Origin of the sequence: Providencia vermicola (assembly GCF_010748935.1) — a bacterium.
Classification (GTDB): domain Bacteria; phylum Pseudomonadota; class Gammaproteobacteria; order Enterobacterales; family Enterobacteriaceae; genus Providencia; species Providencia zhejiangensis.
This window is the reverse complement of the sequence record NZ_CP048796.1, coordinates 1,556,392-1,571,633: the sequence shown is the minus strand read 5'-3', so window position 1 is coordinate 1,571,633 and position 15,242 is coordinate 1,556,392. Positions and strand designations below refer to the sequence as shown.

Annotated in this window: 16 protein-coding genes and 1 pseudogene; 3 read left to right on the top strand and 14 right to left on the bottom strand. The window is 36.1% G+C overall.

The window, feature by feature from the left end:
- Positions 1–8: 8 nt before the first annotated feature.
- The 4 genes from drt5 to G3341_RS06885 form a co-directional block, all read right to left on the bottom strand.
- Entirely contained in the window at positions 9–1,487 is a 1,479-nt protein-coding gene (gene drt5, locus G3341_RS06900; RefSeq protein ID WP_244316488.1) for an antiviral reverse transcriptase Drt5, read from the bottom strand.
- Between the two features lie 144 nt (positions 1,488–1,631).
- The gene (locus tag G3341_RS06895; RefSeq protein ID WP_163861002.1) at positions 1,632–3,248 is read right to left on the bottom strand and encodes a DUF927 domain-containing protein; all 1,617 of its coding nucleotides are present in this window, start codon (positions 3,246–3,248) and stop codon (positions 1,632–1,634) included.
- A gap of 185 nt (positions 3,249–3,433) precedes the next feature.
- Positions 3,434–4,195 carry a hypothetical protein gene (locus G3341_RS06890; RefSeq protein WP_163861001.1) on the bottom strand — a complete coding sequence of 254 codons (762 nt, stop codon included), beginning with the start codon at positions 4,193–4,195 and terminating at the stop codon, positions 3,434–3,436.
- Positions 4,196–4,231: 36 nt separating this feature from the next.
- A complete protein-coding gene (locus G3341_RS06885) occupies positions 4,232–4,426 on the bottom strand; it encodes a helix-turn-helix transcriptional regulator (RefSeq protein WP_163837203.1) in 195 nt (64 codons plus the stop codon).
- Between the two features lie 309 nt (positions 4,427–4,735).
- On the opposite strand from G3341_RS06885, the gene G3341_RS06880 reads away from it, so the two are divergent.
- Entirely contained in the window at positions 4,736–5,215 is a 480-nt protein-coding gene (locus G3341_RS06880) for a hypothetical protein (protein ID WP_163837158.1), read from the top strand.
- Here the strand turns inward: G3341_RS06880 and G3341_RS06875 are convergent.
- The 5 genes from G3341_RS06875 to G3341_RS06855 all read right to left on the bottom strand — a co-directional run bounded on the left by G3341_RS06875 (position 5,199) and on the right by G3341_RS06855 (position 7,559).
- Entirely contained in the window at positions 5,199–5,723 is a 525-nt protein-coding gene (locus tag G3341_RS06875) for a hypothetical protein (protein WP_163861000.1), read from the bottom strand. The genes G3341_RS06880 and G3341_RS06875 overlap by 17 nt on opposite strands.
- A 70-nt stretch (positions 5,724–5,793) precedes the next feature.
- On the bottom strand, positions 5,794–6,228 hold the full coding sequence (locus tag G3341_RS06870) for a DUF2787 family protein (protein ID WP_163860999.1): 435 nt from the start codon (positions 6,226–6,228) through the stop codon (positions 5,794–5,796).
- Between the two features lie 280 nt (positions 6,229–6,508).
- The gene (locus G3341_RS06865) at positions 6,509–6,826 is read right to left on the bottom strand and encodes a hypothetical protein (protein WP_048607090.1); all 318 of its coding nucleotides are present in this window, start codon (positions 6,824–6,826) and stop codon (positions 6,509–6,511) included.
- Positions 6,827–6,835: 9 nt separating this feature from the next.
- Positions 6,836–7,177: a hypothetical protein gene (locus G3341_RS06860; protein WP_163860998.1), complete on the bottom strand. Its 342-nt coding sequence runs from the start codon at positions 7,175–7,177 to the stop codon at positions 6,836–6,838.
- A 97-nt stretch (positions 7,178–7,274) separates the two neighbouring features.
- Positions 7,275–7,559, bottom strand: a complete 285-nt coding sequence (locus tag G3341_RS06855; RefSeq protein ID WP_163860997.1) for a helix-turn-helix domain-containing protein — start codon at positions 7,557–7,559, stop codon at positions 7,275–7,277.
- Between the two features lie 137 nt (positions 7,560–7,696).
- On the opposite strand from G3341_RS06855, the gene G3341_RS06850 reads away from it, so the two are divergent.
- The gene (locus G3341_RS06850) at positions 7,697–8,113 is read left to right on the top strand and encodes a hypothetical protein (protein WP_140171336.1); all 417 of its coding nucleotides are present in this window, start codon (positions 7,697–7,699) and stop codon (positions 8,111–8,113) included.
- 61 nt (positions 8,114–8,174) lie between these two features.
- The gene (locus G3341_RS06845) at positions 8,175–8,975 is read left to right on the top strand and encodes a DNA translocase FtsK (RefSeq protein WP_163860996.1); all 801 of its coding nucleotides are present in this window, start codon (positions 8,175–8,177) and stop codon (positions 8,973–8,975) included.
- A 121-nt stretch (positions 8,976–9,096) separates the two neighbouring features.
- Here G3341_RS06845 and G3341_RS06840 read toward each other — a convergent pair whose 3' ends face one another.
- The 5 genes and pseudogenes from G3341_RS06840 to G3341_RS06820 all read right to left on the bottom strand — a co-directional run bounded on the left by G3341_RS06840 (position 9,097) and on the right by G3341_RS06820 (position 15,236).
- Complete coding sequence (locus G3341_RS06840; RefSeq protein ID WP_069367795.1) at positions 9,097–9,699, bottom strand: DUF4326 domain-containing protein; 603 nt, start codon at positions 9,697–9,699, stop codon at positions 9,097–9,099.
- A complete protein-coding gene (locus tag G3341_RS06835; protein WP_069367794.1) occupies positions 9,699–10,139 on the bottom strand; it encodes a DUF488 domain-containing protein in 441 nt (146 codons plus the stop codon). The genes G3341_RS06840 and G3341_RS06835 overlap by 1 nt, the downstream gene beginning before the upstream one ends.
- An 8-nt stretch (positions 10,140–10,147) precedes the next feature.
- A pseudogene (locus tag G3341_RS20955) lies at positions 10,148–10,761 on the bottom strand (dual OB domain-containing protein).
- Positions 10,762–10,928: 167 nt separating this feature from the next.
- The gene (locus tag G3341_RS06825) at positions 10,929–11,948 is read right to left on the bottom strand and encodes a restriction endonuclease (RefSeq protein ID WP_163860995.1); all 1,020 of its coding nucleotides are present in this window, start codon (positions 11,946–11,948) and stop codon (positions 10,929–10,931) included.
- 45 nt (positions 11,949–11,993) lie between these two features.
- Positions 11,994–15,236 carry a type I restriction endonuclease subunit R gene (locus G3341_RS06820; protein ID WP_163860994.1) on the bottom strand — a complete coding sequence of 1,081 codons (3,243 nt, stop codon included), beginning with the start codon at positions 15,234–15,236 and terminating at the stop codon, positions 11,994–11,996.
- Between the last annotated feature and the right edge of the window lie 6 nt (positions 15,237–15,242).

Genomic DNA, 15,242 nt, shown 5'->3' with positions numbered 1-15,242 from the left:
ACATATAATTATATTTTATTGACACATTCTGAAATCAACAAATTCATAGGTGAACACTTTGCAAAGTACTTCAGAACGTAATTACGTTCAGCTGAAGGTAAAGTACGAGAACCAATCGCAGAAGACCACGATAGCCAATCTGATTGTCCTGTTTTCAAATACTCATCTCTTATTTCTTTTAAACCGAAACCTAGCTCTGGTATTTCTAAAATTTTAGCTTTAGATATGTTATATTCTACTGATAACTCCAATATTATAATCAAACATTCTCCATATAACTCTTGCCCCCGTAAATAATCCTCCAATATACATCCTATCCAAAACAATTGATATTCTAGAAAGTTAGATTCAGATTTTAAATAATCATAAACAACCCTAGCCAAAGCTTTTTTATCTTTTATATCACTACAAACAGAGTGTATATGTTTTATCAAATTAGGAAATTTAGATAATAAAACTGGCATTATTTCTAACAAATTCTCACTATGACTCCTTAAAAAACTTAATATTAAATCAGCATCAGATTCCTCTATAGAGTCATCCATCAATAAAGACATTAGCTGCTCAACCTGCAGAGAGCTTAACCTATTTTCCTCTATAATTTCAACCTCTTGAATATCCACACCTGACACAGTATCGATCTCTTCAAACCACGTAACTATTTCACTTAATGATTGGCGAATTTCGCTTAGCTGCCCCTGTAAATTACCAATTTTCGTATCATAAAATGTTTTAGATGGATTTATATTTAATCCATATTTACCTAACAATTTTTGTATTCTAATAAAGTCTTCGCGCAACACACTTGGATCATCATCAAAAAGAGTAAAATCATCCATAAACCTGACAAATTGTGATGATTTTAATGTTCCTGACAAGTCAATAAACTTAAGAAATTCATTTCCAATCATTTTGCACGGATATATTCCTTGTGGTAAAAAATCAATACTTCTACCTGCATTTATTTCTCGAAAAAATTGACTAGCGGCACTACTATCGATATCTGAAAATTGTTTATTTACAAACCAATAAGATAGGTCATGATGATATAAACTATTAAAATATGATGCAATATCGAATTGAATACTATGTTTATACTTCATTGAACAATTATTAAGATGATGTTTGTATTTAGAATAGGCTACATTTACAGGTACTCTTGAACCTTCAACTATTCGATAACCAAAACTTCTACGGGTATCGCTCACTTCTCCTCTAAATTTCGTTCTATTTCTCAAAACTAAATCATATATAAAAAACTCTGATACAGGATCTAATTTAACGGTCCTACGTAGATGACCTTTAGGTTTAGTTGCATATACCTTATGCTGAGGTAGAAAATTATCATTAGGTTGGTCATCCCTGAGTATTTTTTCATAAATGTATTTTGAAATTTCATCCCCATGAAGTTCAGACATAATTATGTTCGTTTTTAGAGGAAATAAGGTTGATTTGAAATCCTCTTTCATGAAGTTAAATGTGCTCATTATAATTCCTTGAATAACAGCGTCTAATGATAAATTCATATATTATAATTATCATAGCTCATATGCATACTAAACGATAGAAAACATATTGATAGTAACAGGCTATATTGATTATAAATACAGCCTGTTACTTCTTAGTTATGACTATTCAACTTTCAAACAGTAACGGCGACTCAATTTCACACCATTAACCTTACACTGGCGAGTGCTTTTGCCTTGGGCATCAGTAAGCAACTGCCCTTCTGAGACCAACTGACTAATCACAGATTTTTTGTTCCCTATGATATTATCATTAAAAAATGATGGTTTTACTGCAGCATAATGTTTCCCTTTGATTTTAATAACAATAACATCTAAGTTATTTAGCTCGTTCTCATCTACTAGGCTCTTTTTCGGTTTACAGGGCTTTTTCAATGCATCTAATAGTTTTTGATTGAAAACAACCTTTTTAATAGGATTTTGATCTATAGCTTTCAGATAACAATGTGTAATTCCATCAAAAACCTCCTTCTCAGTAAAGGGGAGAACCTTAGTTTTAATACCTAGGATCCCACTTGCGTATACTAAGGCAAAACGAGTAGCTATACGTTTTTCTAATCCATTAGAACCTACATCATTCTGCTCTAAGAATTCGGCAATATAATATTTTAGCTTATTAGTAATGTACTCATAGGACTTTTGATTGACCTTTGCCAGTATCTTCCGTACGAATGCATCCCCAGCTGTGCCATAATAATTATTGCAATTTTCTTTCAAATATTCTGCATATTCAGCAGATGACGATACACCTTCAGGTAATGAACTAAAAATACCCATATTATTATCACAATCAACAGGAACATCGATGAACCGCGCTATTTCACCATTCTTACGATTCATTAAACCAGTGCTAGCATGTTGGCTTAAAGCTTCTTCTCCGTTGCTTAAAGCGACTAATTGCCAACTAGCCGAACGTTCTTGATAGGTATTACTTCTTGACTTACCAGTACCAGAACCAAGCATATACACAAACTTTTGCATTTTTTGGGCGGCTGCTTGACGATTGGAGTCTATTAAAATAAGTTCGTCTGTCAATAATAAACCATGATTACGAGACTCCGCTTGCTGCTCAAATGCAGCCTCAGTGATATTCCAATCAAGAATGTATGAAGAGTCTCCAAATACAGAAGCTGCTGATTCTAACATTGTACTTTTCCCAGAAGAACTCTCACCGTGAGCATGAAATCCTCCTGATTCTATTTTTGTAAAATAAATGCACATGCCAGCAAAAGCTGAACATAAGCCAAGCATAATATAAGGACTATATTTAGCAGTTTCTGCTACCTTATTCTTCCATTGTTCCAATGTCCCTTTAGCCTGACATGAGTAATTAAATGTTCTAGCATTAGGGTTTGGAAATATCTTCAAGTTATTATGTCCACCTAATACCTCTCCTGAATTTTTAATATAGTAGTAATTATTATCAACATAAAGAAAACCTGGTTTATTACACAGTACAATTCTTTCATCACAATCACCTAAAATAACATCAAAAACTTCTTTGAAATTCTCATGGATAACTTTAGGTTTAAAGCCATTCTCTAATAGAAGGCTTTTAAGTTTATTAGGCACTGCAATTATTGATGCTGGAATTAATAAACAATCATCCTGCTTTTTATTTATATTAAAAAACTTAACTAAACGATAAGATTCTTGCCCTTCATCTTGGTATGATAAAGCAACAAGCTTAATATGTTTCGAACCAAATTTTTTCATTGTCATAAATGACCTCATTGATAATTAAAAAATCACTAAATCACCAAATCACCATTTACAACACCAATATGTATTAGCATTATACTAATAAAGATAAATTAACCAGTGTTCATTCTAAAAACTATCAGACTAATCAATCTTCCATATCTACAGGCATACTGGTGCTGTCTAAACAGAGATCTAGAATTTAGTTACTGGAAATTACACTTAAAAAATATGTCATTGAATTTCATTGTATCTAGCTTAACTAGTGAATCAGCAAACATACGACTATTTGATATACGGCGTTTACTGCTGTGTTTGAGCTTTCCCTCCTTATTAGTAAAAAATGCTATTTCGCACCACATGATTTTAGTTATATACTTGATAACCCCGCCAATATCATTAATTTCATCAACCACCATAGGTCTATTTTTAATGCCTTGCCGAGAGTTTAAATTCTTAGATGACTTCATGTAATCTCTAAGAGATTTGATTTTTTCACTTTCATTAGGAATTAATAAATGAAAATGAGGTTGATAATAACTAGAATTAATGCTCTCATATAAGTGGAGATCTAATTCTAGACTGCCAAAAATAAAGTTATTAAAACCAATAGATTTAAGCTTCTTTCTTAATTTATCCTTTAATAAATTAGGATTGAAATCTGGCAATTCATTTATTGCAATTTTATCTTTATAAAAAACAAGAGTCACGAAGATATAATTATCACTTACATAGCTAATATATTTATTAACTATATCTAGCTGTTTAACATTAATACATTTAGCACAAGCTAAGCTATTACATGGATCATTTTCCTCACAATTATAAATTTTTTTAGCTAAATTCTTATGGATTTTATTTTTTGTTTTATTGTAAACAGACTCCAATATTTTAATGCGAACATTATTTTCTTTATCTTCTTTACTGATTCGCCTATTTATACTTCTTCTATTGGCATAGATTTTCATACATAACTTTCTCCTTCATATATTAGATAAAAACTTTTATTTCATCGTCCTAGATTCTAGCCATTTCTTGACTAAACCTAAGTCATAACCGACTCGGCGTACTCCAATACGAATACGTGGAGGGAAGCCTTCATGTTTTTCTAATAAATAGATCGAATTGCGGGAACGATAACCGAGAATAGACATCACCTCGGCTATTGAAACTATCTGTAATATATCTGTATTATTCATAACTCACCTATTTGCTATCTAACTCGCTATCAATAGCCAATACTATAAACCACCTCATTTTGTACAAAAATCAAACGGAAAAATGAACTTTCTATTCTCGTTAGTGACGCAATCGATTGCAGAATTTTCTATATTAAAATTAGTTCTGTTTTGCTCTTTTTTTTCCTTATTTTTCTTATTTTTATTATCTGTATTTGTGATTCAAGTCACCCTTAAAGTTGTAATACCATGTATTACATAACTTTCATTTTAATTATGATATATCATCTAGAATAATCACAAAAAATCATAAAACAGGATTTGATAATAATGAGATTAAAATCTATAAAAATAAGAATTGGAAGTGATACATATCGAAAAGTTGAAAATTTATACAAAAAATTAAAATTCAAACTTAATGAAGGAGACTCCTTGCCTACAGAAGGTGAGAGTATTGAAGCTACAATTAACTACTGTATCGAGGTGGCTTACAATGATTTGAAAAATAAAGCAAAACGCGAGATATACCAACAGGAATTCCCATTACCTAAAAGTCGCAAAGCATTAAAGCTTTATTATATTTATCAGATTGTTAGAACATTAAAGCATGAAGGGAAAAATAGAAATGAAATAATTAGTTATATGAATAAGCGCAACCATCCCACTCCAGATGATATTCTAACTCTCAAATATGCTGATTTAATTAATAATAAGAAAAACCATTCTATATGGAAAACAATAGATTATGAATATTTGATGGAATATGATGAGAGAATAAATCTAATAAAACTCCTCAATAAACTATATTAGTTTCAATAAAATAAACAGATTCACTATACAACCGCCGTACCTTACTCCCCTTTAACCCATAGCTGGTGCGGCTTACCCTCTCTTGCTGGTGGCTATCAAAGAAATAGAGATAGTCACTATCCATACGCTCCACCAGCGACCAATGCCACTGGTCTCCCAGTAAAATAAGCCGACGTGACGTTGTATGAGCGTCTAAGAACGCCTGACAGGCAGACAGTATTTTTTGTGTGGTAAGTCCATCTTTGTAACGAAATGGCGTGGTGACGCGCAGAGGAGCTTGTGATGGGTACTTTGAGGTTAGGCGCTTAATCAAGTAATCCATCTCAGGAACATCAATACCTTGACTTAAACACTTGTACAGTGACCAGTATTCGCTGTATTCACGCAAAAGATAATTAAATAATGGGCGGGACTTAATGCGGTCACCATAGAACCATGTACTCATATTCACCAGACTGTAAATCCCACAGAGGCAATCTAAATCCCCTTGCTTGGACGGTATCAACATCAACTCAAACCTTCTATTGATTGTACTGTACTTAATGGAATAACCAGCGCTGGTATTATTTTTTACTTAATTAGTGGGTTTCCCACTGAATACTGACTTCATAACATTTCATTTTGTGGTATTGAATAAAATTGCGTTGCCACAATTCAAACAGTGCTCCGCCCTCTTCTTCATCAATATCCCCCATCAAAAAATGATAGATATAACCCTGCGACCAACAAATATCGAGTTCCTTTTCAAGCTCAGGATAATAGCTTCCCATGTATGAAAAATCTGTCACATAATCAAACTGCCATTGCTCATGCAGCCGTAACAAACGTATTTCGACAGGATGGAAACCTCCTGTTTCAGCACTATACAATGGGTCTCGAAAATTTAAGGTAACCGCCCTAACAGTGGTTAAATCAATCGCTGAGTTAATCACTGAATTATTCAGTTCATGTAATAACAATTGGCTAAATACTTGTGCGATAGGCAAGCGTAGCCCTGACTGATGAATAGTCATATAAAGTGGCCTTTAAATAAAAAAGTGGAAATAAACTGTTAAGCACAACCCAATCATATATGGGTATAGTGCCATGCTAATATTTTACCATAACCACTAGCAAAGTAAAGTATTTTACTGTTTATAATCAGATAGTTACATGAATTTAGCCATCATTGCTATTTTGATATACCTACCGTGATTTTTATTTATGGCGGGGGAATATTGATGTGGAAAGTGAATGAAAAAATGGAAGCGTCAAAAGGTAAAATGCCAACCTAATAATAGGCTGGCATAGCCATTAACCGTTAAGTAACGTAACAACAAAACTTTTTTTATCATCCGTGAGCTGCACGGAATAAATTACGGTGACAGAGCCTGCTTTTCCCGTTGCTTCGGCAGCACAGAGATAAACGCCTCGTTCTGCATTTTGACGTTGCGTTCGCACATTCTCAAGCTGCTCATACATCGCCCAACCGACATGTTGATTGACCACTTGTAACGCTAATGCTTTTGCACCATCACTGTTACAATTAACGGTGCTCTCATTACATCCTGTTAAACCAACCATCGCCGTTAATATGCTTAATTTCATCCACTGGTTCAGTTTCATTTTCACATTGTCACCTTACAGCAGAAAATTCACGGTTATTCCTGCTAATATATCCAGTGCAATCACCACCAACGCCACGTAATACCAAGCACGACGATTCGGTATTTTCACGATAAAGTAAAAGCAGCAAACATCCCAAATGAGAATCAATGCTTCTATTTTATTCAATGTCACCTTTTTAGTGATAAAAAATTCAACGATATTTAAGAATAAAATCGGTAAAAACCAAAATAGCCAAAAGGTTTTAGCTAATCCAAAGCCACCGTTGAACAAACGCTGTTTAAATAAAGCTGGATCATTTAAGCCTTTCGCTTCGTTTTCTTCTCGGATTTTTTGCAATTTATTTTTGATAGACATGACTGTTCCTTCAATTAAATGAATTAAGGGTTTTTCCATGGTGTTGACGCTAGAATGGGGGCAATGCCTTACCGATAGGCAAGGGTAAATATTTAGGCTATTTCAATAACCTTCTATGATTATTAGAGGATGGCTTATTGATGTAACGACTCGGCCATATTGTTTCAGGAGCCGTGCCAATCACATCCGCAATAATCTGTTCAGCTCTTGGGTAAGCTCGCTCTAGCGCATTATTTAACGTCCGAGCAGAAAGACCATGCTCACGAGATAATTGTGCTAGTGTGACCCCTTTTTTATGCAAAGCCGCCACAATATCCGCGCGGTGCCAATCCGCAGTGCTTCCTTTTCGGGACTTTTTTTGAGATGCTACAGGGTTAGACATAGTAATAACTCCACTGTTTAATTCCTCGTCTATTAAAAACCAATTAAAGGGAATTATCAATAGATATCTTTATTATTTTAACATCTTTCTAGTGCGGTTATTTTATCCTTTTGATATGTATGGAATTTATAAAGATCATGACTGATAAAAAACAACTAACTGAAATGGATAATGCGCCCAAGCTTTGGTTTACCAGTGGGGAGCTAGCTGCTATAGGAAAAGAAAAAGCTGACGATCCAACACGTTACCCTGAATATAAAGATATGGATATCCCTACCACAGCGAAAGGCGTTAGAGTCCGTCTAGAGTCAATCACAGCTCTTCATCCCCACTTTCGCAAGAAGAACCCTAATAAGCGTGGCGACCTCTATCATATTGATGCATTTAAGGTGATCCTAAACACTGATGAAAAAGAGCTCATCAAGCAAAACACGCTATCTTCTGAAAGTGCAGATCTTAACCTTTTACTTGAAATCTACAAATCACTGTCAGTTGAGAAAAGAAAAGCGTTATTAAAGAATGCGCTCACAATGAAACAGGAAGACCTAGATTAGTATCTTTTAATACCTTTTGTTATTTTAATAACTGTATTTTCGTCACTGACTCAGAGGCACTATGCAGTTATCTCATCACAACACGCTAGACAGCAGCTATGACCTATTGACAGCTAAAGCCATTGATTATGATGTCATTCTCATTAACAGAGCGTCACCGAGACGTTTACAGCGCCATTTTCGGATAGGATTTCATCGCGCTGAACGAATCATTAATCAACTTGAGTATCTCGGTGTTATAACACCTTTAAACCAATATGATTATCGTGAAGTGCTCGGGTATCCGACTCACGACCGCTCTTTTGATTCATCAGCCTTTGCAGCACCTATAGAGACAGCACAAACCCCATTATTCGCTGAATTACCACTGGATACACAATCCTTAGAATACCGTTGCTTGATTCAGGCTATCGTCTGGCAGCGTATTGTAGTCTGGGTTGAAGAAATCGAGATCGAGAGCGGTACAACCAATATATTGAAATCTGTCTCACCGTTTGAATACCTGATTGATACCCACAGCGATGACATTTATCAGGATACACTCCGCAACAACGCCAGTTCTTACCGTTTTCTTGCCACCCTTCGCCCTGAAGCCCCATTGGAAGTGTTACGACAACATGGACGAATTAGTTTTCAGCCGTGCTGGAGGCTGCCCCGTATAGCACAAGAAGAATGGCAAGGTTTATGGATACCGAATGAAGCAGGATGGGAAAGCCTAAGTGAGGAAAACATTCATCAAACAAGAGGGATTGGTGAGTGGCCTGACTTGCCCCATAAAAGCATGAAACCGTTGGTGCATGGGCTGCAAGAGGATGGCGGGGACTATTTACGGTATTTGATTTATTGGAAAAGTCAGTTTTAACCATTGCGAATATAATCAATTAATAATCACAATTTCTAAAAAAGTTTATCATAAACTATGATTTATATAAGCATAAATCATACTCCCTCCACCATTGACTTTAGTTCATAAATTTAAAAATCTACTTACCATCATCCCAAGAGTTCAGAAAATCAGCCAATATATCTCCATGACAGGCCTGTGGCTTACAAAAGCATCCCAACCTTTTCCCAGACAAACTATAAACCTTTGATTTATCTACATTTAAAAATTTATCATAATCGAAGTCATACTTGAATTTTCTGATAACTTCATCTCGATCTCCATCCTCAAACATTGAGTAGGGATTTCCCCAGTATGATCCCCTACCAATGTATTCATAGTGAGGAGTACATTTTTCAGCTTTATACTTTGTATCAGACTTTATATTAATCACCCTAGTTATCTGAATATGTATAAATCTCAGAGGGATTTTAGATTTTGTCAATAATTCAAACTCTAAAACAAATTCCTCTCCATCATCAAAAACAATCGCATGTGTTATATCATCACATGACCACTTTGGTAAATGATTAGAACTTACAGTACCTATATTCTCCGAACAAAAAACTTCAATCAGCTTGTTTGGATCTTCAGGATAAAGCAATTCCACATCATCTAAATTCGATGTTATCTTACCCACTTTCCTTGCAAATTTTGAATAGCAATTAAAAAGCTTAGGGTACAAAATCAATATCTTAGCCATTAGTACAGGTGCTTAACATTAAAGTTTAAATCAGTATGTTCGTTTAGGTATTCTATCACTAAACGCCTGTGACATAAATGAGGTTCGTGCTCACTACAAAGTAAACAGCCTTGATCAAATAGCGGGAGTTTTGCAAAGCGTTCGATGTTACGCTTTGCCATTAAATTTAAGAACCTATCTTCATACATCTCCCAAGATATATCACCTTTTTTGTATGGATTAAGTATTTCTTTAGTTGGTGCCAATTCAGGCATATGAACATATTCTGAGCCACATAGCTCCTTCAAAAAGAATTTCAAATCATCTTTTTTTGCAAAACCAGCCAATTGAGATACATTATTCAGACGCACATCAATTAGTGTTTTTACTTTTGATTTTTTCAAGTATCCAAAAAATGTTTCAGCTTTCTTTTGAGTAAATCCTATTGTATATATACGCATAATATCCCTCAGAAAATTGTAGCAACAAGTTTATAACAATAACCTAAGTATTGTTCCCCTAAACTCAGACATAGAATACCTGACAGTTGCAAATTTTTCGCTACAATCTCATCAAATTTAGGATCCGTCACTGCAAAATCATAATCTATCCCTCTATATGTGAATGAAGCTCTCCTTTTATCATCCACGGTATAATAAAGCCTTAAGTTTTGTACTCGCACTAGATACAACGATTGAGGCACATGATACAAACCAGCTGTTATATGAGTAAAATCGATTCTATTCGTTGTCCCCAAAGATCTACAGGGGAATCTAGTAGAGTATGCAATTGCTCAGAATTAAATGAATAATTTTGAATCCACTCAGTGTCATTAATCAAATAATTTTCAGGCTGATGAGGAAGAGGGACGTGCTCTTCTAATTCCATAAGCACTTTTTGAAATGGCTTAACATTAAAAGTACCGTGAGGGTTTCTGATTTTAGCTTGTTGATGACTTAACTCCCCACCTTGTATATTTGAAACTGGTCTTATCCATCTACCTGTACTAACACATTTTCCTGCAACACAATGTTGGCCATGCTTAATAGAATTAGCTAATACCACAATTTCATATTGAGCCATATAATCTCCTAATGAACACAACATTACTCAAAAATAAAGTAAATATTTATTAGTCAGTAAGTTATATCACATCCATAAAAATTTACTTTGAAAGCAATCACTCTTTGAGTGAAATTCATTAGGATAAAGTCAAATATTCAATTATTAGCAATAACTGGCTAGCTAAATTAATCAGATAACGCAGGTAAAAAGACTTTCCTCAGTGGCACAAGCAATTTAGTCTCAATATCAACGTGCTCATAATACTCAATCAAAGTGCGCACTAAGTCATCTAATGTCCAAAGTGATAACGGGATTTTTGATCGCTCCGCTTCATAGCGTGCATCTTTAGTAAATCCTCCCGTACTGACATATAAGCCACGATCATCATGATGACGCCCACCGATAAATCCTCTTAAATCTTGGCTGCCTATTTGCCCTTTACGATGCTTAACTTCAACCACAATTCTTGGGTTTTCAAATCCAAAACCGTCAGGCGATGCGATAATATCTTTGCCTCTATCTGAACCACTATTTGGCGAAACTTGGGTTTTATATCCCATCCCACGCAGAATACCGGCAACTAATAATTCCATTTCATCCGCATCAAGGGTAATTATTTTATCTTTAATACGTTCTAACGCTTGAATTTCCATATCCTTTAATGGATCAGATACAATTTCTTCATCGTCTATATTTGAAATATTAGCGTTTTTTTCGCTGTCAGATAATGGTTTATTACCCAATAATTCTTTCACTGCAAAATCAGGAAGTTTAAAAACAGTCAATGTAGAACCTAGGGTATTTTTGGTTTTAGTTGATAAGGTATCCCGATCAATTTCATCAGTATTCCATTTAATCTGACGCGCAATTCCCATCCCCATAGAACAAAGATCAGCACGGTATTGAAACTCAGAAACAACCTGCCCTAATAAATAGGTACGGTTAGCAGGTGAATAAGTAATTACCCAATCGCTAACTTTAATTTCATTAACAAAACGCCATACTTGAGATGCGCCTGAACGCGCTGTACCGAGTTTCGTTGCTGGGTCTACTTGACGGTATAATTTCAGTATCTCTTTTCTTGATTGCCCAATTTTCAATAATGGAGCTAAGCCAGACCAGCCTAAACCAACCAGTTCTTTTTCTCGAAAATCATCATATAACTTCCCTGAATCACCACGAACCATCCACATTTTATGACTCATTAATCTATTCCTGCGTTAAAGATAAATCGGTTAAAGTAAAACCCACTAATTTGATTTCAACAATTCATTCGATAGTAACTCCGCTTGCGCCAAGACGGTTTCCGTTGCCAATACAGACATATCAGGCGGATAGCCATAACGGTTAAGTAACCGTTTAACAATAACGCGTATTTTTGCTCTTGCAGACTCTTTGATAGTCCAATCTAATGTGACGTTATTGCGGATCATTTCAGTTAGTACAACCGCTAATTCCCTTAGTTTTGATTTTCCGATTAGTTCTTGAGCACTATCATTTTCAGCCACAGCCGTATAGAAAGCATATTCATAAGGTGATAAATTCAGGTCATTCGCTTCGCTATCAACCTTATTGATATCTTTCGCCAATTTAATTAACTCATCAATGACTTCAGCTGCCGTCAAAATTTTATTTTGATAGCTTTTAATCGCCCCAGTGAGCATATCCATCAGCTTTTTACCTTGAATAACGCTCATTTTTGTTCGCACATTGATTTCATCTGCTAATAATTTTTTCAAGGTTTCCAACGCGATATTTTTATGTTGGTAATCCTGCATCTCCATTAAAAAATCATCAGAGAGAATTGATATATCTGGTTTTTTAATCCCTGCGGCATCAAATACATCGACTACCGTATCAGTCACTAAGGCTTGATCAATAGTCTGTTTAACGCGAACTTCCATGCTGTCATCACCGATAATGCCACTTCCTCCAGTTGAATCAAACTTGTTCAATCTGGCTTTTACAGCTTGGAAAAAGGCTATTTCAGGTGCCGCCTCCATCGCTTCAGGGTGTGGCGTTGCTAATGCAAAGGCTTGAGATAAAGCGGTTACCGCTGTTAAAAAACGCACTTTCCCCTGACCTTCATCAATCCCTAAAATAAAATCTTCTGCTTCTAAGATAATGGCTAGTTTACGAGATGTGGATGCGGTGAAATATTCACGATAATCAAAACCAAAGAGCATTCCGTCAAGGATGTCTAATTTCTCTTTCATGACCTCAACGGCTTTTTCTTGAGTAAGTGCAGGATCACCTTTACCACCCGCATCTGAGTAAAACGACAGTGCCGATTTTAAATCAGCCGCAATTCCCAAATAATCGACAACTAAGCCACCTGATTTATCTTTATAGACTCGGTTAACACGGGCAATCGCCTGCATCAGGTTGTGCCCTTTCATCGGTTTATCAATGTATAACGTGTGCATACTCGGTGCATCAAACCCCGTTAACCACATATCGCGCACAATGACTAATTTCAGCTTGTCATCTTCATCTTTCATGCGATTAGCGAGTACTTGCCTGTCTTTCTTAGTCGTATGGTGTTTCGCGATATCAGGGCCATCAGATGCGGAAGACGTCATCACGACCTTAATCACACCATCATTGAGATCATCACTGTGCCATTCAGGTTTGAGTGCCACGATTTCCTCATACAATGCCGCAGCAATCCGACGTGACATAGCAACGACCATGCCTTTACCGTGATCCGCATTCGCCACTAACCGTTCTTCAAAGTGCGAGACTAAATCTTTAGCGATCGCTTTGATACGCTCTTTACTGCCAATAATACTTTCAACTCGCGCCCATTTAGCCCGTTGTTGCTGAGTCTGTGTTAAGTCTTCATCGGTGAAGCTTTCATCGAACGCTTCAATCAGTTCGCGGCCTTCATCGCTAATTTGGACTTTTGCTAAACGACTTTCATAGTAGATAGGCACTGTCGCCCCATCTTCTACAGCCTGAGCGATATCATAGATATCAACATAGTTACCAAATACCGCGGGAGTATTTACATCTGTTTTTTCAATGGGTGTCCCCGTAAAGCCTAAGTAAGTCGCATTTGGTAAAGCATCGCGCATATATTTGGCAAAACCATAAACAGTGCGCTTACCGACAACATTACCGTGCGCATCTTTCACATCGACTTCTTTTGCGGAAAAACCATATTGAGAACGATGTGCCTCGTCAGCAATGACAATGATATTGCTGCGATCAGACAGTAGTTCATAAACACTACTACCATCATCAGGTTGGAACTTTTGAATAGTGGTAAATATCACGCCACCTGAGCCAACTTTCAGTAATTCTTTTAATTCTTCTCTATTTTCAGCTTGTTTCGGGGTTTGACGTAACAATTGTACCGCAGAAGAAAAAGTGCCAAATAATTGGTCGTCTAAGTCATTACGGTCGGTGATCACCACAACCGTTGGGTTATCGAGGGCTAAAACAATCTTCCCTGTATAAAACACCATTGAAAGAGACTTACCCGAACCTTGGGTATGCCATACCACACCTGCTTTTCTATCGCCTGCTTTTTGTTCTAATACGAGGTGTTGTTGGTTTCTACCTTGTTGCTGTAACGCTACTTCCGCAGAGGGTGAATTCGCATTGACATTTGAAGCGCGAATGGTCGAAAGTACCGCCGCATTCACTGCATAGTATTGGTGATAGGCAGCCATTTTTTTGACAGTTTTAATAGAAATGATACCGTTGCTATCTTCCTGTTTACTGGATTCAAACACGATAAAATAGCGGATCATATCTAATAGCGTAACAGGGTTAAGTAAACCTTGAATTAACACTTCTAACTGTGGCTGAGTATTTTTAGCCTCAGTCATGCCATTATGGGTTTTCCATGCCATAAAACGGCTAAAATCGGCAGAAATAGTCCCTGATTTTGCCTCTAATCCATCAGAAATCACACTAAAGGCATTGTAGGTAAATAATGAAGGAATTTGCTGTTGATAGGTTTTAATTTGATTATATGCCCCTTCAATAGTGGCATTTTCATCAATCGTATTTTTTAGTTCAATTACGACCAGTGGTAAACCATTAATATAGATAATCACATCAGGGCGACGTTCTTTGCGATCTTCTCGAATTGTGACCTGATTGACTACTAGAAATTCATTATTATCCGGTTGATTAAAATCCACCAGCCACACATATTCGCCTTGAGTATTGCCATCTTTACTGACCTCAATGTTGATCCCTTCTGTCAGTAAACGATGAAAACTCAGGTTATTTGCCATTAAATCAGGCGAGTTAATTTGTGTGACTTGTTTTAAGGCTTCCTCACATTTATCTTCTGTTAAATGTGGGTTTAAGCGTTGTATCGCTTCTAATACTTTTTGCTGAAGAATGACTTGCTGATAAGTACGCAGGGGATTTGTACCCGATGGCTCAATGTCTGGACCATACACATATTCATAACCTAAGGCTTGTAACTGCTCAATGGTCATGGTTTCGATATCGGATTCTGTCATTTTTGACATTATTTT